The sequence below is a fragment of the Pseudomonas sp. NFX98 genome, from assembly GCF_047784845.1.
Taxonomy (GTDB): domain Bacteria; phylum Pseudomonadota; class Gammaproteobacteria; order Pseudomonadales; family Pseudomonadaceae; genus Aquipseudomonas.
Map to the genome: position 1 here is coordinate 141,381 of NZ_JBLNNF010000016.1, position 21,769 is coordinate 163,149.

The following is a 21,769-nucleotide window of genomic DNA, read 5'->3' on the forward strand; positions in this document are numbered from 1 at the left end:
TCTATCACGCTCCCGTGCCCGTGATAGCATCCGCGCCTATGAAGTTTCCAGGAAGAATTACCAGTGGCGTGCTCATGCTGATCAGCAGCTGCGCGGCACTGGCGCAAAGTGAATTGGATGTGCGGATCAAACCGTCCAACGATGAACTCAAAGCCAATATAGAGGGCTATATCGGCAGTCTCGGCGATCGTGACGAAGAGGCGTTGTTGCGCTTCAGCCGTGGCGCCGAGGAACAGGCGCGCAAGGCCGCCCAGGCCTTGGGTTACTACCAGCCGCAAATCGACAGCAACGTGACGGGTGGCAAGACGCCGCACCTGATCCTCAATATCGTGCCCGGCGAGCCGGTGCATTTGCGCAACGTCACTATCCGCATCGATGGCCCGGCGGCCTCGCTCAAATCCTTTCGTGTGCCCAAGAGCCATGCGCTGCAAACCGGCGCGGTGCTCAATCATGGTCAGTACGACGATGCCAAGCGGTTGATCCAGAACCAGGCTTCGCGCTACGGCTTTTTCAGCGGCCATTTCACCCGTTCCAAACTGTCGGTCGACCCGCGTGCCGGCGTGGCCGATATCGAGTTGATCTACGACAGCGGCCCACGCTACTCACTGGGCAAGGTCAAGTTTGAAGGCGACACGCCGTTCGACGAAGACCTGCTGCAACGCATGGTGCCGTTCAAGGCCGGCACGCCATACGACTCCGAACTGATCGCCGAACTCAATCAGGCGCTGCAATCGAGCGGCTATTTCGAGGGTGTGCGGGTGGATGCCGCGCCGACAGCGTCCAAGGACGATGTGATCCCGGTGGACGTCAAACTGGAAACCCGCAAGCCACGGACCATGGGTTTGGGTTTGGGGTACTCCACTGACGTCGGCCCACGGATCAAGGCCAACTGGACCCGGCATTGGGTCAACCCGCAGGGCCACAGCTATGGCTGGGAGACGGAAATTTCGGCGCCACGGCAAAACGTCGGGCTGTTCTACGACATTCCGCTGGACCCGCCGCTGACCGACAAACTGCGTTTCGCCGGGGGCTATCAGAAAGAGGAAATCGCCGACAAGGACAGCCTCAGCAAGCTGCTGACCATCGGTCCGGAATGGCACAGCAAGTTGCCCAGCGGTTGGCAGCGGGTGGTCTCGCTCAAGTGGCAACGTGAGGAATACCGGCTCGGCGACGACTCCGGGCTCAGTACCTTGTTGATGCCCGGCGTGAGTTATTCGTACCTGAAAAGCGACAACCGCATCGACCCGCACAACGGCTATCGCCTGCAATTCGAAAGCAAAGTGGCCAAGGAAGGTTTGGGCTCGGACAACAACCTGTTGTACGGCACGGCACTGGTCAAAGGCTTGACCACGGTGTTCGACAAGCACCGTTTCCTCGGACGGGTGCAGGTCGGCGGCAGCGCCACCAACGGCTATAAATCGGTGCCGCCGTCGCTGCGCTTCTTCGCCGGTGGCGACCAGAGCGTGCGCGGCTACGATTATCAGAGCCTGTCTCCGGAAAACAACGAAGGTGACCGCATCGGTGGCCGCTACATGGTCGCCGGCAGCGTCGAGTACCAATACTCCGTCGCTGAAAAGTGGCGGGTCGCGACCTTCGTCGATCAGGGCAACTCCTTCAATACACTCGAACTGCCGAACCTCAAGACCGGGGTCGGTATCGGCGTGCGCTGGGTTTCGCCGGTAGGGCCGATCCGCCTCGACCTGGCCCATGCGCTGGACGACGATGGTGGCATTCGCTTGCACTTTTCCATGGGGCCTGAGCTTTGAAACGCGGTTTGAAAGTAACGCTGCTGGCGATTGCGGCACTGTTGATGTTGCTGGTCGTGACGCTGGCCACGGTGCTCGGCACGGCGACGGGTAGCCGTTGGGTACTGGGCTTTGTGCCGGGTCTGAGCCTGGACAATTTTCAGGGTCGCCTGGGCGGGCAATGGAGTGCCGACCGCGTGCTGTGGCAGCAAGACACCAGCCGCGTTGAGCTGAGCAAAGTCATCTTCGCCTGGTCGCCGCTGTGCCTGACGCGTATGACCTTGTGCATCGATCAATTGCAAGCGGAACAGGTCAGCCTGCAATTCCCGCCCGGTGCGGAGGAGGAAAGCAGTGGGCCGATCAGTCTTCCAGACTTGAAGTTGCCGGTGGCGCTTGAACTGGGGGACATCAAGGTCGGCAGCCTGCTGTTCAACGGCAGTGAACAGCTCAAGGGTTTGCAACTGGCGGCGCACTGGACAGAACAGGGCATGCAGATCGACTCGGTGAAATTGCAGCGTGACGATCTGAGCCTGAGTCTGTCGGGGCGTCTGCAACCCGGTGGAAACTGGCCGCTCACCGCTGAGGGCCAATTGACCCTGTCGACTCCCGCGCCTTGGACATTGGCGTTGAAGATTGACGGCGACCTGCTGAAAACCCTGAACCTGAAAGCCGACAGCAGCGGCTATCTCACCGGGCAACTGACTGGCGAATTGCAACCGCTGGCGGAAAACCTGCCGGCCAAGGTGCGCATCACCGCTGACGGCTTCAAGCCCAGCGCCGATCTGCCGGACACCCTGCAACTCAATCAACTGGAACTCACCGGCGCGGGCGATCTGAAAAACGGTTATCAGTTGCTCGGCAAGGCCAATTTGCCTGGGGAAAAAGGCCCGGTCGCGCTGGCGGTGCAAGGCAAGGTCGGCGCCAATGGCGCGCAGATCGCCGCGCTGGACCTGACCGCCAACGACAAGCAAAGCCTCAAGCTCAACGGGCAGGTGGACTGGAGCAAAGGCCTGAGCGCCGAGGCGAAAATCGATTGGCTGGACTTCCCGTGGCACAGCCTCTATCCATTAATCGACGAACCGGAAGTGGCCCTGCGCAGCTTCACCGGTGAAGTTTCCTACACCGACAGCAAATACCTCGGCCACTTCAACGCGGCGCTGGACGGCCCGGCCGGTGCGTTCACCCTGACCAGCCCTTTCGCTGGCGACCTGACGAAAATCTATCTACAACAAATTCAACTGGTGGCCGGGCAAGGCAAGGCCGAAGGGCATTTGAACCTGCAATTCGCCGATGGCATCGCCTGGGACACCGCGCTGGATCTTTCGGCGATCAACCCGGCGTACTGGGTCGCGGAACTGCCGGGCACCCTCGCTGGACCGTTGCGCAGCAAGGGCGAGCTGAAGAATGAAAAACTCAGCCTCGCTGCCGACCTTGATCTGAAGGGCAAACTGCGCGGCCAACCAGCGATTTTGCAGGCCAAGGCCGACGGCGCTGGTGAGCAATGGAATCTCAACGCCCTACAGATTCGGCTCGGTGACAACAGCATCAACGGCAAGGGCAGCCTGCAACAGAAACTCAGTGGGCAGATCGATATCAAGCTGCTGCGCCTGGCCCAGCTCTGGCCGCAACTGCGCGGGCAGATCAATGGCCGGGTCGACGTCGCCGGTACGCTCAAGGCACCGCAAGGCAAGCTCGGGTTGCAAGGCACGCAGTTGGCGTTCCAGGACAATCGCCTGCAAAGCCTCAACCTCGACGCGACCCTCGACAGCGCGCAACGGGCGAAAATCGACCTCAAGGGCAGCGGCATCCAGGCGGGCGACACCTCGCTGGGCACGTTGACCGCCAGCGGACAGGGCGACATCAAGAACCAGAAACTCAACCTCGACCTGCAAGGGCCGAAGCTCAAACTCGCGCTTGGCCTCGACGGAGCGCTGGATAAAGGCAACTGGCGCGGACGTCTGGCCAGCGGCGATATCCAGGCCGGGGGCCAGGACTGGAAACTGCAAGGTCCGGCAAAACTGGAACGGCTGGCGGATGGCAAAATCAACTTCGGCGCCCATTGCTGGGCGTCCGGTCCGGCCAGTTTGTGTGGTGAAGACCAACGCCTGATGCCAGAGCCGAAGCTGCGTTACCACCTCAAGCAATTCCCGATCGACAGCCTCGCGCAGTGGCTACCGAAGGATTTCGCCTGGCAGGGTCGACTCAACGCCGACGTGCAACTGGACTTGCCCGCCAGTGGCCCGAACGGCGTAGTCAGCATCGATGCCAGCGGTGGCACATTGCGTGTGAAGGAGAAAGACCAGTGGCTGGACTTCCCTTACCAGACCCTGAAACTCACCAGCAAGCTCACGCCAAAGCGCATCGACACCGACCTCAGTTTCGTCGGCGGCAAGCTCGGCGAACTGATGGTGCAGGCGCAGATCAACCCGTTGCCGAAGAACAAACCGCTGACCGGTTCCTTCCGCTTGAGTGGTCTGGATCTGTCGGTGGCACGGCCGTTCGTGCCGATGGTCGAGAAGCTGACCGGACGTTTGAATGGCAGCGGCACGATTTCCGGTGGGCTATTGGCGCCGCAGGTCAACGGCAGTCTGCAACTCAGCGACGGCGAAGTGTCCGGCCCCGAGTTGCCGATGGAGATCGAAGCCTTGCAGTTGCAGGCAGTCATCGCCGGTGAAACCGTTCAGATCAACGGCGGCTGGAAAAGCGGCAAGACCGGGCAGGGCAGCTTGAACGGCAACATTGCCTGGGGCCAGGCGCTGGTGGTGGATCTGGTGCTCAAAGGCTCGCAGTTGCCGGTCAGTGTCGAACCGTACGCCAAGGTCGAAGTGGCGCCGGACCTGAAAATCTCGATGAAGGGCGACGAGCTGGCCATCGCCGGCAAAGTGCAGGTGCCCAAGGGCGACATCACCATCCGCGAATTGCCGCCATCAACGGTCAAGGTTTCCGATGACACGGTGATCGTCGGCCAGCAGACCGAAGAAGGCAAACCACCACTGGCCATGAAAATGGACATTGATGTGGTGGTCGGCGAGGAAAAACTTAGTTTCGCCGGGTTCGGCCTGACCGCGAACGTGAAGGGGCATGTGCACATCGGCGACAACATGGACACTCGCGGTGAGCTATGGCTCAACGACGGTCGTTATCGCGCCTATGGCCAACGGCTTACGGTGCGACGGGCGCGGTTGCTGTTCGCAGGTCCCATCGACCAGCCGTATCTGGACATCGAAGCCATTCGCCAGACTGACGATGTGATCGCTGGCATTCGCTTGAGCGGCAGCGCCGAGCAGCCGACTACGCAGATTTTCTCCGAGCCGGCCATGAGTCAGGAGCAGGCGTTGTCCTATCTGGTGCTGGGGCGTCCGCTGAGCACCAACGGTGAGGACAACAACATGCTCGCCCAAGCGGCGCTTGGTTTGGGCTTGATGGGCAGTTCCGGGGTGACGGGCGGTCTGGCCAAGAATCTGGGGATCGAGGATTTCCAGCTCGATACCCAAGGCAGCGGCAATGCCACCAGCGTTGTGGCCAGTGGCAATCTTTCGGAGAAGCTCAGTTTGCGGTATGGCGTCGGGGTTTTTGAGCCGGCCAATACCATTGCCTTGCGTTACAAGCTGAGCAAAAAGGTTTACCTCGAAGCCGCGGGTGGCGTGGCCAGTTCGCTGGATATTTTTTATAAGCGTGATTTTTAGGGGCTTCTGAGTACATATCCGTTTCTGCGGTAACAGCGGCTTATGGTTTCGTCCGGCCCCTCGCTAAGGCTCGGTGGTCCTTCGTTTCGAAGGGGCGGGTGGATCAAGATCAAAAGCTGCAGGCGAGCTAACGCTCGGCCTACTGAGTGGTGAAGAGCTTGAGTGTACGCCTTCCCCCTGTGGGAGCCAGCCTGCGGGCGATGTCGGCCTCCCTGCCAACCAGTCTCTTCCAGATGTACCCAAACCAACTGTAGGAGCGAGCCTGCTCGCGAAAAACGTCCGGACAACGCGATCATTCAGATAGGGCACGTTATCGTTGATATCCATCGCGAGCAGGCTCGCTCCTACAGGAATCTACGTCGTAGCCAGAACCCAATACGCACGCAAAAAAGAGCACGTACATTCAATTTTTTCTCGCTGGGTCCCGGCATTCTCAATGCTCGTTTCGCCGGAGCCTTGCGTGATGTCTGATTCCAATTCACTTGAATCGACCAGCCCTGGGGCTGATGAAGTCGTGACCCTGATCGTCAAGCATCGGGTCAAGGCCGGTTTTGAAGTGCCTTACGAAGCGTGGTTGCGCAACATCGTCAAAGTCGCCGGGCAGAACGTCGGTCACTTGGGGGTAGATGTGGTGCGCGGCAAAAGCGCCGGCCTCGACATGTACACCTGCGTGCTACGCTTTTGTTCTACCGAGGCGATGCAGCGTTGGCTCGATTCGCCGCAACGCCAGGCGTTGGTCGACGAAGCTGCGCCGATGCTCGCCGATGGCGACCAGACCGAGGTTAATCCGGTCAACGAGTTCTGGTTCTCGCCTCAGGCCGAGGACGGCTCGCCACCGCCGCGCTGGAAGCAGGCCGTGGTGACGCTGTTGGTGATCTTGCCGCACACGCTGCTGGTGCCGCTGATCTGGGGGCCGCTGCTGCGGCTCAATGCCTTCCTGTCCAGTTACATGGTCGCCACGTTCCTGATCACCCTGACCATAGTGCTGTCGGTGGTGTATGTCTTCATGCCCATGGCGACGCGTCTGTTCGCACCCTGGCTGTCCGCCGCCCATTTGCCAAAGGAAACGCGATGAACGCCGATCTGATTCTGTTCAATGGCCAATTTCATACCGTTGACCGCGAGAACCCGTTCGCCACCGCCGTGGCGATCAGCGAGGGTCGTTTCGTCGCGGTGGGGAGCGATGCCGAAGCCATGGCATTGCGCGGCGCGAATTCGCAGGTGATCGACCTCAAGGGCCGTTGCGTGATTCCCGGTCTCAACGACTCCCACCTGCACTTGATCCGTGGCGGTTTGAACTACAACCTCGAATTGCGTTGGGAAGGCGTGCCGTCGCTGGCCGATGCGCTGCGCATGCTCAAGGACCAGGCCGACCGCACGCCGACACCGCAGTGGGTGCGGGTAGTCGGTGGCTGGAACGAATTCCAGTTCGCCGAAAAGCGCATGCCGACCCTCGAAGAACTCAATCAGGCCGCACCGGACACGCCGGTGTTCGTCCTGCACTTGTACGACCGCGCCTTGCTCAACCGTGCCGCACTGCGAGTGGCCGGTTATACCCGCGATACGCCGAACCCGCCGGGTGGTGAAATCGTTCGCGATGCCAACGGCAATCCGACCGGCATGCTGGTGGCGCGACCCAACGCGATGATTCTCTACTCGACCCTGGCCAAGGGGCCGAAGTTGCCGCTGGAGTATCAGGTCAACTCGACCCGCCAGTTCATGCGCGAACTCAATCGTCTGGGCCTGACCAGCGCCATCGATGCCGGCGGCGGTTTCCAGAATTATCCGGACGACTATCAGGTGATCGAACAGTTGGCCAAGGATGAGCAATTGACCGTGCGCATCGCCTACAACCTGTTCACCCAGAAACCCAAGGAAGAGCTGAGCGACTTCAAGAACTGGACCGGCAGTGTGAAGTTGCATCAGGGCGACGATTACCTGCGGCACAACGGCGCCGGGGAAATGCTGGTGTTCTCGGCGGCGGATTTCGAGGACTTCCTGGAGCCGCGCCCGGACCTGCCGCAAAGCATGGAGGACGAACTGGAGCCGGTGGTGCGCCACCTCGTCGAACAGCGCTGGCCGTTCCGTTTGCACGCCACTTACAACGAATCCATCAGCCGCATGCTCGACGTGTTCGAGAAGGTCAATCGGGACATTCCGTTCAATGGCCTGCCGTGGTTTTTCGACCACGCCGAAACCATCACCCCGCAGAACATCGAGCGGGTGAGGGCGTTGGGCGGCGGCATCGCGATTCAGGATCGCATGGCGTTCCAGGGCGAGTACTTCGTCGAGCGCTATGGCGCGAAAGCCGCCGAGGCGACGCCGCCGATCAAACGCATGCTCGCCGAAGGCGTGCCGGTAGGCGCGGGCACCGATGCCACGCGGGTATCGAGTTACAACCCGTGGACCTCGCTGTACTGGATGGTCAGCGGTCGCACCGTTGGCGGCATGGAGTTGCATGCCGAAGGTTTGTCGCGGCAAACCGCGCTCGAACTGTTCACTCATGGCAGCGCCTGGTTCTCGTCCGAGCAGGGCAAGAAGGGCCAGATCAAGGTCGGGCAACTGGCCGACGTCGCGGCGTTGAGCGCGGACTTTTTCAGTGTCGATGAAGATGCGATCAAGTGGATCGAGTCGGTGTTGACCGTGGTCGGCGGCAAGGTGGTGTACGCCGCCGGTGACTTCGAAAAACTCGGGCCGGCCAGCGTACCGGTGCTACCGGACTGGTCGCCGGTGGCGAAAGTGCCGGGACACTGGCGGCCGAACGCACCGTTGCAGGCGCAGGTTCACCAGTGCAGCGGGCCGTGCGCGGTGCACTCCCACAGCCATGAGCGGGCGCGTCTGTCGAATGCGCCGGTCAGCGATTTCGCCGGTTTCTGGGGCGCCTTCGGCTGCTCGTGCTTTGCCTTCTGACGAATACAAAAAAGCCCTGGCGGTCAGCGTCAGCGCCTCAAGTCACAACCATCCACCAAGGAGTTTCACATGAGCAACGTTCCTTACAAGCGCCTGAACAAAGACGATGCAGTGGTGCTGCTGGTCGATCACCAGACCGGCCTGATCTCGCTGGTGCAGGATTTCTCGCCCAACGAATTCAAGAACAACGTGCTGGCGCTGGGTGACATCGCCAAGTTCTTCGAACTGCCGACCATCCTCACCACCAGTTTCGACAGCGGTCCGAACGGCCCGATCGTGCCGGAGCTCAAGGCGCAGTTCCCGGACGCGCCGTTCATTGCCCGCCCCGGCCAGATCAACGCCTGGGACAACGCCGACTTCGTCAAAGCGGTAAAGGCCACCGGTCGCAAGCAATTGATCATCGCCGGTGTGGTGACTGACGTGTGCGTGGCATTCCCGACCCTGTCGGCGTTAGCCGAAGGTTTTGACGTGTTCGTCGTGACCGATGCTTCCGGCACCTTCAACACCACCGTGCAGCAAGCTGCATGGGCGCGCATGTCGGCTGCCGGTGCACAACTGCTGAACTGGTTCTCCGTGGCCTGCGAGCTGCAAGGCGACTGGCGCAACGATATGGAAGGCCTGGCCAACCTGTTGTCCGAGCGCATTCCGAACTACCGCAACCTGATCAACAGCTACACCACGTTTACCGCCAAGTAAGTGTTCGGCTGTCGGCTTCGGCCGGCACCCTTGAAAAGATCGCAGCCTGCGCCAGCTCCTACAGGGAAACGCATTCCAACGTAGGAGCTGCCGCAGGCTGCGATCTTTTGCTATCCAGGATGATGGAGTGCTGAAAAGGGTAAAAACCGCTATAACGCATTTGACCGTCAACCAAGGCGTGACAATGAACCCGTTCGAAGACATGCGTATTTTTTGCCAGGTGATGGATTCCGGCAGCTTCACCGCCGCCGCCGATCAACTGGGCCTGTCCAAGCAATTCGTCAGCCGACGCCTGATGCAGCTTGAAGAGCGCCTCGGCGTGCGTCTGCTTAATCGCTCGACCCGACGCCTGGACGTCACGCCGCTCGGGCAGAGTTACTACGAATCAGCCCTGCGCCTGCTCAGCGAAGTCGAGCAAGTGGAGCAGGGCATCGCCGGCCAGACCACCGAGCCGCGCGGCACCATTCGCGTCAGCGCGCCGCTGTCGTTTGCATTGGCGCATCTGGGCTGCCTGCTACCCGTTTTTTTGCAGCGCTACCGCGACGTCACCGTCGAAGTGGACTTGAGCGATCGCCCGGTAGACCTGCTCGGTGAAGGCTACGACCTGGCCTTGCGCATCGGCACCCTCGAAGATTCGACATTGATCGCCCGCCGCATCGCTTCGATCGAACGCGTGTATTGCGCGAGCCCGGCTTATCTGGCGGAACGTGGTACGCCGGTCAAACCTGAAGACTTGCTCAGCCATGACTGCCTGCCGTACGGCCACGGTCGTCAGATGCAATGGCGTTTCACGGGGCAGGGCAAGCCGCTGGCCGTCAATGTCACCGGGCGGATGCGGGTCAACAATGGTGAGTTGCTCAGGGACGCGGCGATTGCCGGGATGGGCATTACTTACTTGCCAACGTTCATCGTCGGTTCGGCGTTGAAGGATGGCAGGTTGGTGCCGGTGCTGGACGCGTTTCGTCCGGAGCCGCTGACGCTGTCGGCGGTGTATCCGCAGCATCGCCAGTCATCGCGACCGGTGCAGGCGTTGATCGGGTTTTTGCGGGAGCGGCTGGATCAGGCGAAGGGTGAATCGTAGATCGGCAATTCGCAACATCCCCTGTAGGAGCAAAGCTTGCTCGCGATTGCGGTGGTCCATTCAACAGTGATGTTGACTGACACTCCGTCATCGCGAGCAAGCTTTGCTCCTACAAGGTTTAGTGCAAGTCAGTTGATGCGTTTGTCATCGCCTGGCTCACCAGCCGCATGCAGCCCGCGATCATCACCGATTTCCCCGGCCTGATGAACACCGTGGTCATCGCCGATTTCGCCTGAGCGATGCACGCCATTGTCATCACCCGAACGGTGTACACCATGATCGTCACCCGGTTCGGAATGAGTGCCGCTGCGTCCGGAATTGGAGGCTGTGCTGCCGGAGTGTCCCGACGCATGGTCGCTGCCGCTGTGACCGCTGCCAGCGCTGTTGCCACCGTGACCACTGCCGCTGCTGCCGCCATTGCCACCGCCGCCGTTACCGCCGCCACCGCCGTTACCGCCACCACCACTGCCACCGTGACCGCCGCCATTGCCGCCGCCACCATGGCCGCCGCCGCCGCCGCCGCCGCCGCCGCCGCCGCCGCCGCCGCCGCCACCGCCACCGCCACCGCCACCGCCACCGTGGCCACCACCTCCGCCGCCGCCACTACCACCATCTCTCGCCTGTGCACTCGATACACCGGACAGGCTGTCCGGGATCAATACGGTAGACGCCGACAAGACCGCGCCAATAGCTACTGCCAGTAAAAGCTTGTTGATGTGCATGTCGTTCTCCGTCTTTTTGTTCAGCTTGGAACGTTGATGAACATTGCAACTTGCTGCTGTATTCAGTGGGTGAACACGTCAACGTCCGGCTTTATTCAGTCGAAAGTTGAAAAAAACACCGCAGCGTGCCGTGAGACCCCGTTCCGGAGGGTCAGTGGATGCTTGAAGCGAGTTCGAAAATCGGGATGTACATCAGGATCACGATCACCCCGATCAGCAGGCCGATGAAGGTCATCAGCAATGGTTCGAACAGCCGTACGAACCATTCGATCCAGCGGCTGATTTCTTCGTCGTAGAAGTCGGCGCTGCGCTCCATCATCTGCCCGAGGTTGCCGGACTGTTCGCCGGCCCGCAGCAAACGCAGGGACACCGGGGTCACCAGATGATTGAGTTCCAGCGCGGTCGACAACGATTGTCCCTCGCGCACCCGTTCGCAGGCCTGGTCCAGGCGTACGCGGGAGGCGGGCGTCAGCAGGTTGCGGACCATGCCCATGGCGGTGACGAGGGGAATGCCGCCTTGCAGCAGAATCCCCAGCGAACGGTAGAAGCGCGCCAGTTCGTACATGAAGATGCGCTGGTGCACCGCCGGGAGTTTTTCGATCAGGCGATCCACTCCACGGCGGAACGACGGTTGTCGCTGGAGCAGGGCGAGGGCGACGATGATGGCCATGAAGGCACCGAAGAATTCGCCCTGGTGGGCGTGCAGGAACATGCCGCTGGTCATCAGGATCTGCGACAGCCACGGCAGGTTCGACCCCAGCCCTTCGAATACCAGGCTGAAGCGCGGCACCACATAACCCATCAGGAACAACACCACGCCGCCGCCCACCACCAGCAACAGCATCGGGTAGATCGAGGCGCTGACGATCTTCTGCCGAACCTCGTCCATGCGCTGGCGATAGCTGACGTAGCGACCCAAAGCTTCGCCTACCGCGCCGGTTTTCTCGCTGGACTGCACCAGCGCCACGTACAGCGGAGGAAACACCGCCGACAACTGGCTCAAGGCCTGGGAGAAGGATTTGCCTTCATACAGCAGGCGCACCAGTTCGCTCAGGGTTTTGCGGGCCTGTGGCGCCGATTCTTTTTCCGCGAGGCTTTCCAGCGCGTCGATCAACGGCAGGCCGGCGTTGAGCAACGTGGTTAGTTCCTGGCTGAACAACACCAGGTTGAAGGTTTCGCGCTGCTTGAGGCGCAACGCCCGCCAGTGCCGCTCGGCGTGCAGGCTGACCACCCGCAGGCCCTGGTCCTCGGCGATGCGCCGGGCTTCACTATGGCCCGGTGCTTCGACGGTCATCGACACCACACCGGCCTTGCCGACTGCTTTGAGGTGAAACCGCATGGTCGCCACCGTCATTGCCAACTGGTGACTTCGGCGTTTTCGCCTTCGCCGCCGGGCTGGCCATCCTTGCCCATCGACAACAGGTCGTACTCGCCGTTTTCGCCGGGATAGCGGTAGGTGTAGTTACGGCCCCACGGATCTTGCGGCAGCTTTTTCTGCAAGTACGGGCCGGTCCAACGGGTTTCGTCGCTCGGTGCGGTGACCAGCGCCTGCAAGCCCTGTTCGGTCGACGGGTAATGGCCGACTTCCAGGCGATACAGGTCCAGGGCTTTGCCCAGGCCTTCTATTTGCGCCTTGGCCACTTTCACTTCGGACCGGCCCAGTTGCGCAAAATACTTCGGCGCCACGATGCCGGCCAACAGCCCCAGCACCACCAGCACCACCAACAATTCAAGCAATGTGAACCCGCGTTGAGGACGCGGGGCGAAATGCAGTCGCTGTTTCATGATGACCTCACACAGTCGGCAGAAGGGTCGCAACAAAGGCCTATGCAATTGCCATGCAAATGCTCATCAAGCTTTTGCCGTCCTCCTGCAACCCCCGTATTACGGCCTCTCGCGCTTTCGGCACAGTGCTTGCGTATGGCTGATAAACGACCGGCCATTGGGGCATTACCCCCATTTTTCGGGGCCGGGCAGGGGAGACAGAGCTATGAAAACTCTCACCACAGGAATGCTCGGCTTGATGCTGCTGGCCGGCGTCGTTCAAGCCGATGTATTCGTTTCCGTGGACGCCAAGGGCAACTTCGTCCTGTCCAACGTCCACCGCCCCGGTCGCCAATATGAACGGGTGATTCGTGAGGCCGAGGCGACCGTGGTCAGCCTCGACCAACAGCCGCAGATGATCGCCGCGCGACCCTATGCCGAGCTGGTATCCAAAGCCGCCACCGACAACCAGTTGCCGGCGGCGCTGTTGCACGCGGTGATCCAGACCGAGTCCAGCTACAACGCCAGCGCCGTATCGCCCAAAGGCGCCGGTGGCTTGATGCAATTGATGCCTGACACCGCCCGCGAGATGGGCGTCAAAGACGTCTACGACCCCAAGGCCAATATCCAGGGCGGCGCCCGCTATCTCAAACGCCTGATGACGATGTTCGACAACGACATCGCCCTCGCCGTGGCGGCCTACAACGCCGGGCCGCAAGCGGTACTCAGCCGTGGCGGCGTGATCCCGCCGTTCGCCGAAACCCAGCGTTATGTACCCAGCGTTTTACGCCAATACCGGCGTTTGCAGGGGCTGGCGGCGGATGCCCCGCTGTGATCGAAACCCCGGGGCGGGTTTCCCCAACATTGGGGCATGGTGGCCCCGCTGTAGCAGCTGCCGAGCCTGCGAGGCTGCGTTCGAGTGCGAAGCAGTCGCCAACCCTGAAGACGATTTTTTCTGTCCCACCGCATTGCCTGATTTCACGACGGCTTCGCCGTCTAACGCAGCCTCGCGTTGCTCGGCAGCTGCTACAGACGGTTCGGGCAAAAAAGTGGGGAAAAAGTGGGGGTTTTTCCCCCGACTTACTAAATGAAGATTGTAACTGGCTGAAAAACAACTGAATTTTTTATGGCATGCAGATTGCTCAAAGGGTTTTGTCGAGAATTATTCCCTGTGAGCACCCACAGTGAGGCCCGTGATCATGACCGGCATTTACCACGCTCCACAAATACTCCCCTGGTTGCTGTTGGCCGCTTCGATGCTCGGCATCGAGATTGCCGAAGCAGCTGCGCGCTGTGAACGCAACCTGGTGGCCAACGTCGTGGCGCTGGATCAGCCGCTGATGTTCAACCGCCTCGGGGCACAGAACGTCAACGGCATGATGTTCGCCCTGCGTCGAGACGTGGTCGATGACCGCCAGGTTTCCCTGGAGCAGGGCGGCGCGGCAGTGCCGGGCAAAGTGTCCCTGCGGCCTGACAAGCGTCCGCGTCCGCTGGTATTGCGCGTAGCTGCCGGTGACTGCCTGACCGTCAACCTGCAAAACCTGCTGGCCTACCAGCCCAACCCCGGCTCCCACAGCGATGGCGGTGGAGAGGAAGAGGGTGAAGAGGAAGAAGGCATCGAAATCGGTGACGGTGCGACCCAGTTCAAGGCAGACGAACAAGCGGCTGACCGTCACGTTGGCTTCCAGGTCAACGGCATGCAAGCGGTCAACAGCATCGATGACATTGCGTCCTATACCGGGCGCAACGCCAACACACTGGTTGCCCCTGGCGCCAGTCGTTCCTACACCCTGTATGCCGAACGCGAAGGTGCGTTCGTGGTGAGCAGCCGTGGCGCAACGTTCGGTGGCGAGGGCGCGGCCGGCAACAATGCCAACGGTCTGTTCGGTCAGGTGGCGGTCATGCCCAAGGGCGGTCGCAGCTACCGCAATACCATTACCGAAGAAGAAATGCGTCTGGCCAGCACCGGGCGCACGCCAGCCGGTCAGCCGATTGTCGATTACCAGGCGCGCTACCCACAGCGCGAGCCGTGGATTCGTGAAGGCAAGGCCGGCAAGCCGATCATCAACATGGTCGACGGCAATGAAATCATCTCCAGCGAAGCCGATGCAATCGTCATGGGCAGCAACGCCGACGGCAGTTTCCCAAGCTCCACTTATCCACTTGAAGCCTTGGGCAAACGCAACCCGGCCATCCCCAATCGCCTTGAGCCGTTCCGCGATTTCTCCGCGCAGTTCCAGGATGAAACCGCAGTCACCCAAGCGTTCCCCGCTTATTTCGCGGACCCGGTCATGGCCCATGTGCTGGAGCCGACTCGCGACTCGTTCATGATCAACTATGGCGCCGGTGGCATGGGTGCCGAGGTGCTCGCCAACCGCTTGGGTGTGGGGCCGATGCACGATTGTCTTTCCTGCGCTTATGAAGAATTCTTCCTCAGTGCCCACACCGTCGGCGACGTGGCGATGCTGGTGGACGTACCGGCCAACGCCGGGCTGGAAGGCATCACCCCGGGCCAGACGCCGAACGCCGATCAGGTCGGGGTCAAGGCGACCACGGCGTTGTATCCGTCGGAGCCTTCGAACGTCGCTCACAGCTACATCGGTGACTTCGTCAAATTCCGCAACACGCACAACGGCTACGAACACCACATCTTCCACTTGCACGGCCATCAGTGGCTGTTCAACCCCAATGACGACAACTCCGACTACGTGGATGCCCAAGGCATCGGGCCGGGCGCCGGCTACACCTATGAAATTGCCAACGGCGGTTCCGGCAACCGTAACCGGGTCGCGGGCGATGCGATTTATCACTGCCACTTCTACCCGCACTTTGCCCAAGGCATGTGGGCCATGTGGCGGGTCCACGACGTGTTTGAAGAAGGCACCAAACTCGAAGTTTCACAACAAGGTGCCGACGGCTTCCACAGCGAACCGTATGCGCTGCGCAGCGGCAAACCGGCGGCGGACGCACGGGCCTTGCCCGATGGCGAAATCGTTGCCGGCACGCCAATCCCGGCAGTCGTTCCACTGCCAGGCAAAGCCATGCCGCCAATGCCGGGCAAAGTCGCGGTCGTACCGAAAATCGGCGAAACCCTCGTGGCTGCCAACGACGACGATGACGGTGAAGAAGGCAACGATGACGGCGAGCATCATGACGGCGGTGTCACCGGAGCCATCGGCTCGCTGGCGCTGGTCGATCGCAGCGAAGCCAACCGCAATGCCGATGGCACCCTGAAAAACCCAGGCTATCCATTCTGGATCGGCGGCATGGAAAGTTCGGTCGGCCAACGCCCACCGACCCCACCGCTGGACATGCTCGATGCCGCTACCGCCCAAGCCTTGAAGGCGAGTGGCAAAGCCTTGTGGGCCAACCTCGACCCGAACCAATCCGGTGGCTGGAACGGCGGCTTGGCGCGCCATGCCCTGGGCGGTGTGTCTGAAGGTGGCGAAGCCGAGACCATCACCACGTCGCTGGACTTCTCCAAGACTGTGACCCGGGCCAAGCCTATTTACATGCCCGAGGAGGGCACGGAAGTCGAACAAGCGGCCATGGCCTTCCACGCGAAAAAAGATCACCCAAGCTTTGCCGTACTGCCAGGCAACCAGATCGTGGCGCGCAACTTCCGCACCAACGGCGCCTTGCCGGTGGCCGGTGCGCCGTACTACGAACCGTGCATGGATGACCGGCAAAAACGCCTGACCAGCAGCGCCGGCACCGGTGAGTTCATCAGTGGCGAGCGCCTCGAAGGCATGTCGTTCATCGGTGCCTCGACCTTCACCGCGGACCGTCCGCGGGTCTACAAAGCGGCGAACATCCAGTTCGACGCGGTGTACAACAAGGTCGGCTACCACTTCCCGCAAGCGCGCATTCTTGCGCTGTGGGAAGACGCCTGGCCGGTCATCACCAAGCAGCGTCCGCCAGAACCTCTGGTGATGCGCATGAATACCTTCGATTGCGTGCAGTACCAGCAAACCAACCTGATTCCGGCCACCTATGAGATGGACGACTATCAGGTGCGCACGCCGACCGACGTGATCGGCCAGCACATTCACCTGCCGAAGTGGGACCTGGTGTCCGCCGATGGTTCGTCCAACGGCTGGAACTACGAAGACGGCGTGCTCTCCCCAGGCGCCGTGCAGGAACGCGTCCACGCCATCCGCGAGTTCAACCAGTGCGAAGGCACCGACCCGCGTGACGGCACCCCGGCTTGCCCGAAAGCCAAGAATCACCCGTTCTTCGGTCAATACGGCCGGGCTGATTGGGTGGGCGCGCGGACGGCCATGCAACGCTGGTTCGTCGACCCGGTGGTGAATACCTATGGCGTCGACCGTGGCCTGGGCACCATCTTCACCCACGACCACCTCGGCCCATCGACTCACCAACAGATTGGCCTGTATGCCACCGTACTGGCTGAACCAGCCGGTTCCACCTGGTTCCACGCCGAAACCGGCGAGCCTCTGTACAGCGGCGCGCGGCAGGACGGCGGGCCGACTTCGTGGCAGGCGGTGATCTCTACCGGTGACCTGGATGGCGACGGCAAGAACGACAGCTTCCGCGAGTTCTTCCTTGAGTACAGCGACTTCCAGCACGCCTATGAAGCCGGTGTGTACGTGGGCGCTGGCCCTAACGGCGTGCCGAACCCGCAAGCGTTCCCGGCCACGGCCGACAGCTTCCGCTACGCGATCAACCCACCGGTGCGTGACAACACCAGCGAGTTGCTTGAAGCGGTTGTCGAGCTGCGCGGCGGCGTGAAACCGGGCTGCCCAAGCCGCCCATGCCCACAAGCGATCTCGGTGGATGACCCTGGCATGTTCGTCGTCAACTACCGCAACGAACCGCTGGCCCTGCGGGTGTACGACCCGAACAAGGTCGGCCCGGACGGCAAGCGCGGCATGCAGGCCGATGGCCTGGGCGGCGACCTGGCGTATGCCATGCAAAGCCGTACCGACCGTGCGATCCCGGCGATGAACCTGGCGCCGAACCTGATCACCGCGGCCACCGGCCCAACCGGCGGCACCACGCTGTTCCCGCCGCACATCAACCGTGGCGGCGCCGAACCGGGTGATCCGTTCACGCCGATGCTGCGCACCTACACCGGTGACAACGTGCGGCTGCGGGTGCATGCCGGCGGTCACGAAGAGGAGCACAACGTCACCCTGCACGGCGTGAAGTGGCTGCAAAGCGGTTCCGGCTTCGGCAACAGCTCCAACTCGGGCTGGCGCGCGTCGCAGATGGTCGGGATCTCCGAGCAGATGGGCTTCAATGCGCCGGTGTCGATGATTTCCAGCGCGGCGGCGACCACCGGTGACTACCTGTACACCATGGACGCGTCCATCGAGGGTTACTGGAACGGCATCTGGGGCGTGATGCGCAACTACACGGCGCAACGCAGCGACCTGTTCGCGGTGCCGAACAATCCGAAACCGACCGGCATGCGCAACACCGTGGCGTTCGACGGCATCTGCCCACGGATTGGCGCCAACCCGAACGGCATTGGCACCCGGCCAACCGTGCAGCGCAACTATGAAGTGGTCGCGGCGCTGGCCAACGACATCCTCAGCAATCCGCTGGGCCTGTCCATCGCTGATCCGGCGAATCTCGGCCAGCATGTCGGCGGGCCGCTGAAACCGGCGGGCGGCACCCTGGTGCTGAACTCGCGGCCAGTGAGCATTCCGCAAATCACAGTGACCGATCTTGAAGATGGCGAGACCTTCACCATCGGCGGACAAAGCGGGCCGCTGCATGACCCGACCGCAATCCTGTATGTGCGCAAAGGCGACCTCGATCCGATCACCGGCAAGTTGAAACCCGGTGTGCCTGTCGAACCGCTGATCCTGCGTGCGGCGGCCGGTGACTGCATCAACATCACCCTGGAAAACCGTCTGCCGAGCGTAATGCCGGACCTGGCCCAGACTGCGATCATGCAAGGCCTGGCCAAGCGTGACCGCAACGATGGCATGGGCTCGACCACCTTCAACAACAACCTGTTGCGGCCATCGAGCCATGTCGGCCTGCACGCGCAACTGCTGGCTTATGACATCACCAAATCGGACGGTGCCAACGTCGGCGCCAACCCGATCCAGACCGTGCCACCGCGCGTCGGCAGCACCGGTGCGTACCCGACCCGTACCTATCAGTACTACGCCGGGCACCTGGAACGTGAAGGCAAACCGATCACCCAACTGGGGCGCAACGTCGACAACATCAACGCCACGGCGGTGGAGTTCGGCGGGTTGAACTTCACTCCGGCGGACGTCATCAAGCAACCGCAAAAAGGCCTTGGCGGTGCGATGAGCGTCCTGCCGATCGGTTCGACCTGGGTTGAAGACGCCAAGCGCGCGTCGGCCACAGTGACCGCGCCGGGCCAGACCGTCTACCGCGATTTTGCGATGGTCTGGCAGCGCGCCTTGAACACTCGCTGGGCCAATGGCCGGCCGGTGGAAGGCATTGCCTCGGAAGGCAACGGTGTGCCGAACGATCCGAAGGACAACGCGAGCATGGCGATCAACTACAAGATCGAACCGATGTGGTTCCGCTTCGGCCTGGCCCCGGATGCACCATTCGGTCACGCCGGCAGCCCTGGCACCTACGGCGACGTGCCGAACGCGCACATGGCCTACAGCAACGCCTTGGTCGGCGGTGATCCGCAAACGCCGGTGTTCTACGTCAAGCCGGGGCAACCGTTCCGTACGCACATCCTGATGCCGTCCGGTGGCAGTCGCGGTTCGACCTTCCAGCTTGACGGTCACGTCTGGTCGGTGAACCCGTTCGTGTCGGAGAAGAGTGATGTGGGTGGCTACCCGACGGGCACACCGGGGATCGGTTCGGTGAAATTCGGCTACAACCCGATGTCGATGTACATCGGCGCCCGGGAAAGCGTGTTGCCGGCGGCGCACTTCAGCTTCATGCACCCGAGCGCCGGGGGCAGCAATGCGATAGCGGGGGACTACCTGTACCGCGACAACGCGTCCTTCGGTAATACCGCCGGGTTGTGGGGGCTGTTGCGGGTGACCAACGAGCCGGAACCGGCGCCTGCGCCGTAGGTGTGTGATGGGGTGACACCGACCTGTAGGAGCAAAGCTTGCTCGCGATGGGGTCACCCCGGTTTTGTGTAGTGAGGCGGTTGACGCCATCGCGAGCAAGCTTTGCTCCTACGGGGCGATGTCGCTCAAAGAAGTGAGGCAGACACAGATCTGAAGGGGAGTTTTGCCATGAACAGGACCATCACATTCGCCAGTTGTGCGCTCGTCGTCGCAGGGGCGTTGATCTGGCTTGGGGTATCGCGTACATCGCCGCCGACCCTGCTCAACCAAGTGGCACTGCCCAACACCTGGACCGGCCAGACCCTTGAGCGTGATGGCGTGTCCGTGGCGCTCGACGTCAAGGCGCTGGCCGAGGATGGCGTACTGCGCGAAGGTGAGTTCGCCGACGTGCAATTTCGCGTCACCGACAAGACTTCCGGCCAACCGCTGTCGGGCATTGCTCCCGGCGCCTGGGTCGACCCGGAAACCGTCGCCGCCGACAAGGCCCAGGGTCGCGACCAAAGCTGCAAAGCCCGGGTCGGGGTGTTCCTCAAATCAAGCATCGGCGCGCGGCCGCTGCTCGATCTCAACAGCTATTTCGTGTTGGTGATGAACCGCGATGCCAGCGTTTCGGTGGTGGACCCGTCGGTGTCGGTGGGCGGCATCACCAGCACCATGACGCGGATCGACATCAAGCAAGCGCCGATGGACTGGGTCACCCCGCGCGATAACAAACGCGTGTTCGTGTCGATGCCGACCGCTGGCGAAGTCGCGGTGATCGACACCGAACAATTCAAGTTGCTCGATTCGGTCGCGGCCGGCAGCAACCCGGTGCGCGTGGCCTTGCAACCGGACGAGCGCCTGCTGTGGGTCGGCAACAACGCCAAGACAGCGGAGCAATCCGGGGTCACCGTCATCGACACCCGCAGCCTGAAAACCCTCAAGCACCTGGCCACTGGCGGCGGCCACCACGAGATCGCCTTCAGCAAGGACAGCCGCTTTGCCTTCGTCACCAACCGCGACGACGGCACGGTGAGCATCATCGATGTCGCCAGCCTGACCTTGCTCAAACAGCTCAAGACCGGTTCGCACCCATTGTCGGTGGTGTATTCGCCGCTGTCCGGGGCCGCGTATGTGGCCGATGGCAAGGACGGCACCGTGACGGTGGTTGACGCTGCGAGCCAGTCGGTGCGACGGGTGATCAAGCTGAAACAGGGCCTCGGCCCGATGGGCTTCAGCGCCGACGGGCGTTTCGGCATCGTGCTCAATACCCTGGAGAACCAGGCCTCGGTGATCGATGCGGCCAACGATGCACTGATCCATGAACTGGACGTGTCCGCCGAACCCTACCAAGTGGTGTTCACCAAGGCTTATGCCTACATTCGCGGGCTGGCCTCGTCCAGGGTGACGATGATCAACCTGTCGTCTCTCGGTGAAGGCCGCAAGCCGATTACCCAGGGTTTCGAAGCCGGAACCAAGGCCCCACGGCTGGCCGGTGACCTGCCGCTGGCATCGAGCCTGGCGGTGTCGCGGGACGACAACGCGGTGTTTGTGGTCAACCCGACCGACAACACCACTTACTTCTATGCCGAAGGCATGAACGCTCCGATGTCCGGCTACCCCAATCGCGGGCAAGTGGCGCGGGCAGCGCTGGTCATCGACCGCAGCCTGCGCGAAGTCGAGCCGGGGCTGTACAGCGCACGGATCAAACTGCCAACGGCGGGGCGGTTCGACGTGGCGTTCCTGCTTAACCAGCCGAACATCATCCATTGCTTCAGCACCGTGGTTGAGGCGAATCCGAACGTCGCGCAAGTGGTTGGCACGCCGAAAGTCGAGTTCATGCTCGACAAGTCCACGGCCGCATTGGGCAGTCCGTACGTGGTGCGTTTTCGCATCGTCCAGGGCAAGCAGAAAACCCAGCGCAGCGGGGTCAAGGACGTTCAGGTGCGTTACTTCCTGGCGCCATCCTCGCGGCCTCAGGCAGTCGCGGCACTGGACGTCGGCAACGGCGTTTATGAAGCCCCGGTAACGCTTGACCAGAAAGGCGCCTGGTACCTGCATGTACGTGCGGCGTCGCTGGGTGCGGATTTCGGCGACCAGACATTTGCCAGCGTTCGGGTGCTGCCCGGCGAAACTCATTGAG

The 21,769-nt window shown here is 61.8% G+C and carries 12 protein-coding genes; 9 read left to right on the forward strand and 3 right to left on the reverse strand.

The features are described from left to right. The first annotated feature begins 38 nt into the window (after window positions 1-38). The 6 genes from ACM110_RS21330 to ACM110_RS21355 all read left to right on the forward strand — a co-directional run bounded on the left by ACM110_RS21330 (window position 39) and on the right by ACM110_RS21355 (window position 10,118). Window positions 39-1,766, forward strand: a complete 1,728-nt coding sequence (locus tag ACM110_RS21330) for an autotransporter assembly complex protein TamA (protein WP_416129344.1) — start codon at window positions 39-41, stop codon at window positions 1,764-1,766. Further along, window positions 1,763-5,431, forward strand: coding sequence for a translocation/assembly module TamB domain-containing protein (locus ACM110_RS21335; RefSeq protein WP_416129345.1), 3,669 nt, complete (start codon window positions 1,763-1,765; stop codon window positions 5,429-5,431). The genes ACM110_RS21330 and ACM110_RS21335 overlap by 4 nt, the downstream gene beginning before the upstream one ends. A gap of 463 nt (window positions 5,432-5,894) precedes the next feature. After that, window positions 5,895-6,506, forward strand: coding sequence for an antibiotic biosynthesis monooxygenase (locus ACM110_RS21340; protein ID WP_416129346.1), 612 nt, complete (start codon window positions 5,895-5,897; stop codon window positions 6,504-6,506). Beyond that, complete coding sequence (locus ACM110_RS21345) at window positions 6,503-8,341, forward strand: amidohydrolase (RefSeq protein WP_416129347.1); 1,839 nt, start codon at window positions 6,503-6,505, stop codon at window positions 8,339-8,341. The genes ACM110_RS21340 and ACM110_RS21345 overlap by 4 nt, the downstream gene beginning before the upstream one ends. A gap of 69 nt (window positions 8,342-8,410) precedes the next feature. Next, window positions 8,411-9,037 carry an isochorismate family cysteine hydrolase YcaC gene (gene ycaC, locus ACM110_RS21350; protein WP_338585977.1) on the forward strand — a complete coding sequence of 209 codons (627 nt, stop codon included), beginning with the start codon at window positions 8,411-8,413 and terminating at the stop codon, window positions 9,035-9,037. A gap of 184 nt (window positions 9,038-9,221) precedes the next feature. Next, entirely contained in the window at window positions 9,222-10,118 is an 897-nt protein-coding gene (locus ACM110_RS21355) for a LysR family transcriptional regulator (RefSeq protein ID WP_416129348.1), read from the forward strand. 128 nt (window positions 10,119-10,246) lie between these two features. On the opposite strand, the gene ACM110_RS21360 is transcribed toward ACM110_RS21355, so the two are convergent. From ACM110_RS21360 to gspG, 3 genes are all read right to left on the reverse strand, one after another. Further along, complete coding sequence (locus ACM110_RS21360) at window positions 10,247-10,840, reverse strand: hypothetical protein (RefSeq protein ID WP_416129349.1); 594 nt, start codon at window positions 10,838-10,840, stop codon at window positions 10,247-10,249. Window positions 10,841-10,991: 151 nt separating this feature from the next. Then, complete coding sequence (locus ACM110_RS21365; RefSeq protein WP_416129350.1) at window positions 10,992-12,179, reverse strand: type II secretion system F family protein; 1,188 nt, start codon at window positions 12,177-12,179, stop codon at window positions 10,992-10,994. Between the two features lie 11 nt (window positions 12,180-12,190). Next, complete coding sequence (gene gspG / locus ACM110_RS21370; RefSeq protein ID WP_416129351.1) at window positions 12,191-12,625, reverse strand: type II secretion system major pseudopilin GspG; 435 nt, start codon at window positions 12,623-12,625, stop codon at window positions 12,191-12,193. A 205-nt stretch (window positions 12,626-12,830) separates the two neighbouring features. On the opposite strand from gspG, the gene ACM110_RS21375 reads away from it, so the two are divergent. The 3 genes from ACM110_RS21375 to ACM110_RS21385 all read left to right on the forward strand — a co-directional run bounded on the left by ACM110_RS21375 (window position 12,831) and on the right by ACM110_RS21385 (window position 21,768). Next, a complete protein-coding gene (locus tag ACM110_RS21375) occupies window positions 12,831-13,439 on the forward strand; it encodes a lytic transglycosylase domain-containing protein (protein WP_416129352.1) in 609 nt (202 codons plus the stop codon). Between the two features lie 364 nt (window positions 13,440-13,803). Then, entirely contained in the window at window positions 13,804-19,647 is a 5,844-nt protein-coding gene (gene mnxG, locus ACM110_RS21380) for a manganese-oxidizing multicopper oxidase MnxG (RefSeq protein ID WP_416129353.1), read from the forward strand. A 168-nt stretch (window positions 19,648-19,815) separates the two neighbouring features. Continuing rightward, the gene (locus ACM110_RS21385; RefSeq protein WP_416129354.1) at window positions 19,816-21,768 is read left to right on the forward strand and encodes a cytochrome D1 domain-containing protein; all 1,953 of its coding nucleotides are present in this window, start codon (window positions 19,816-19,818) and stop codon (window positions 21,766-21,768) included. Window position 21,769: the final 1 nt, after the last annotated feature.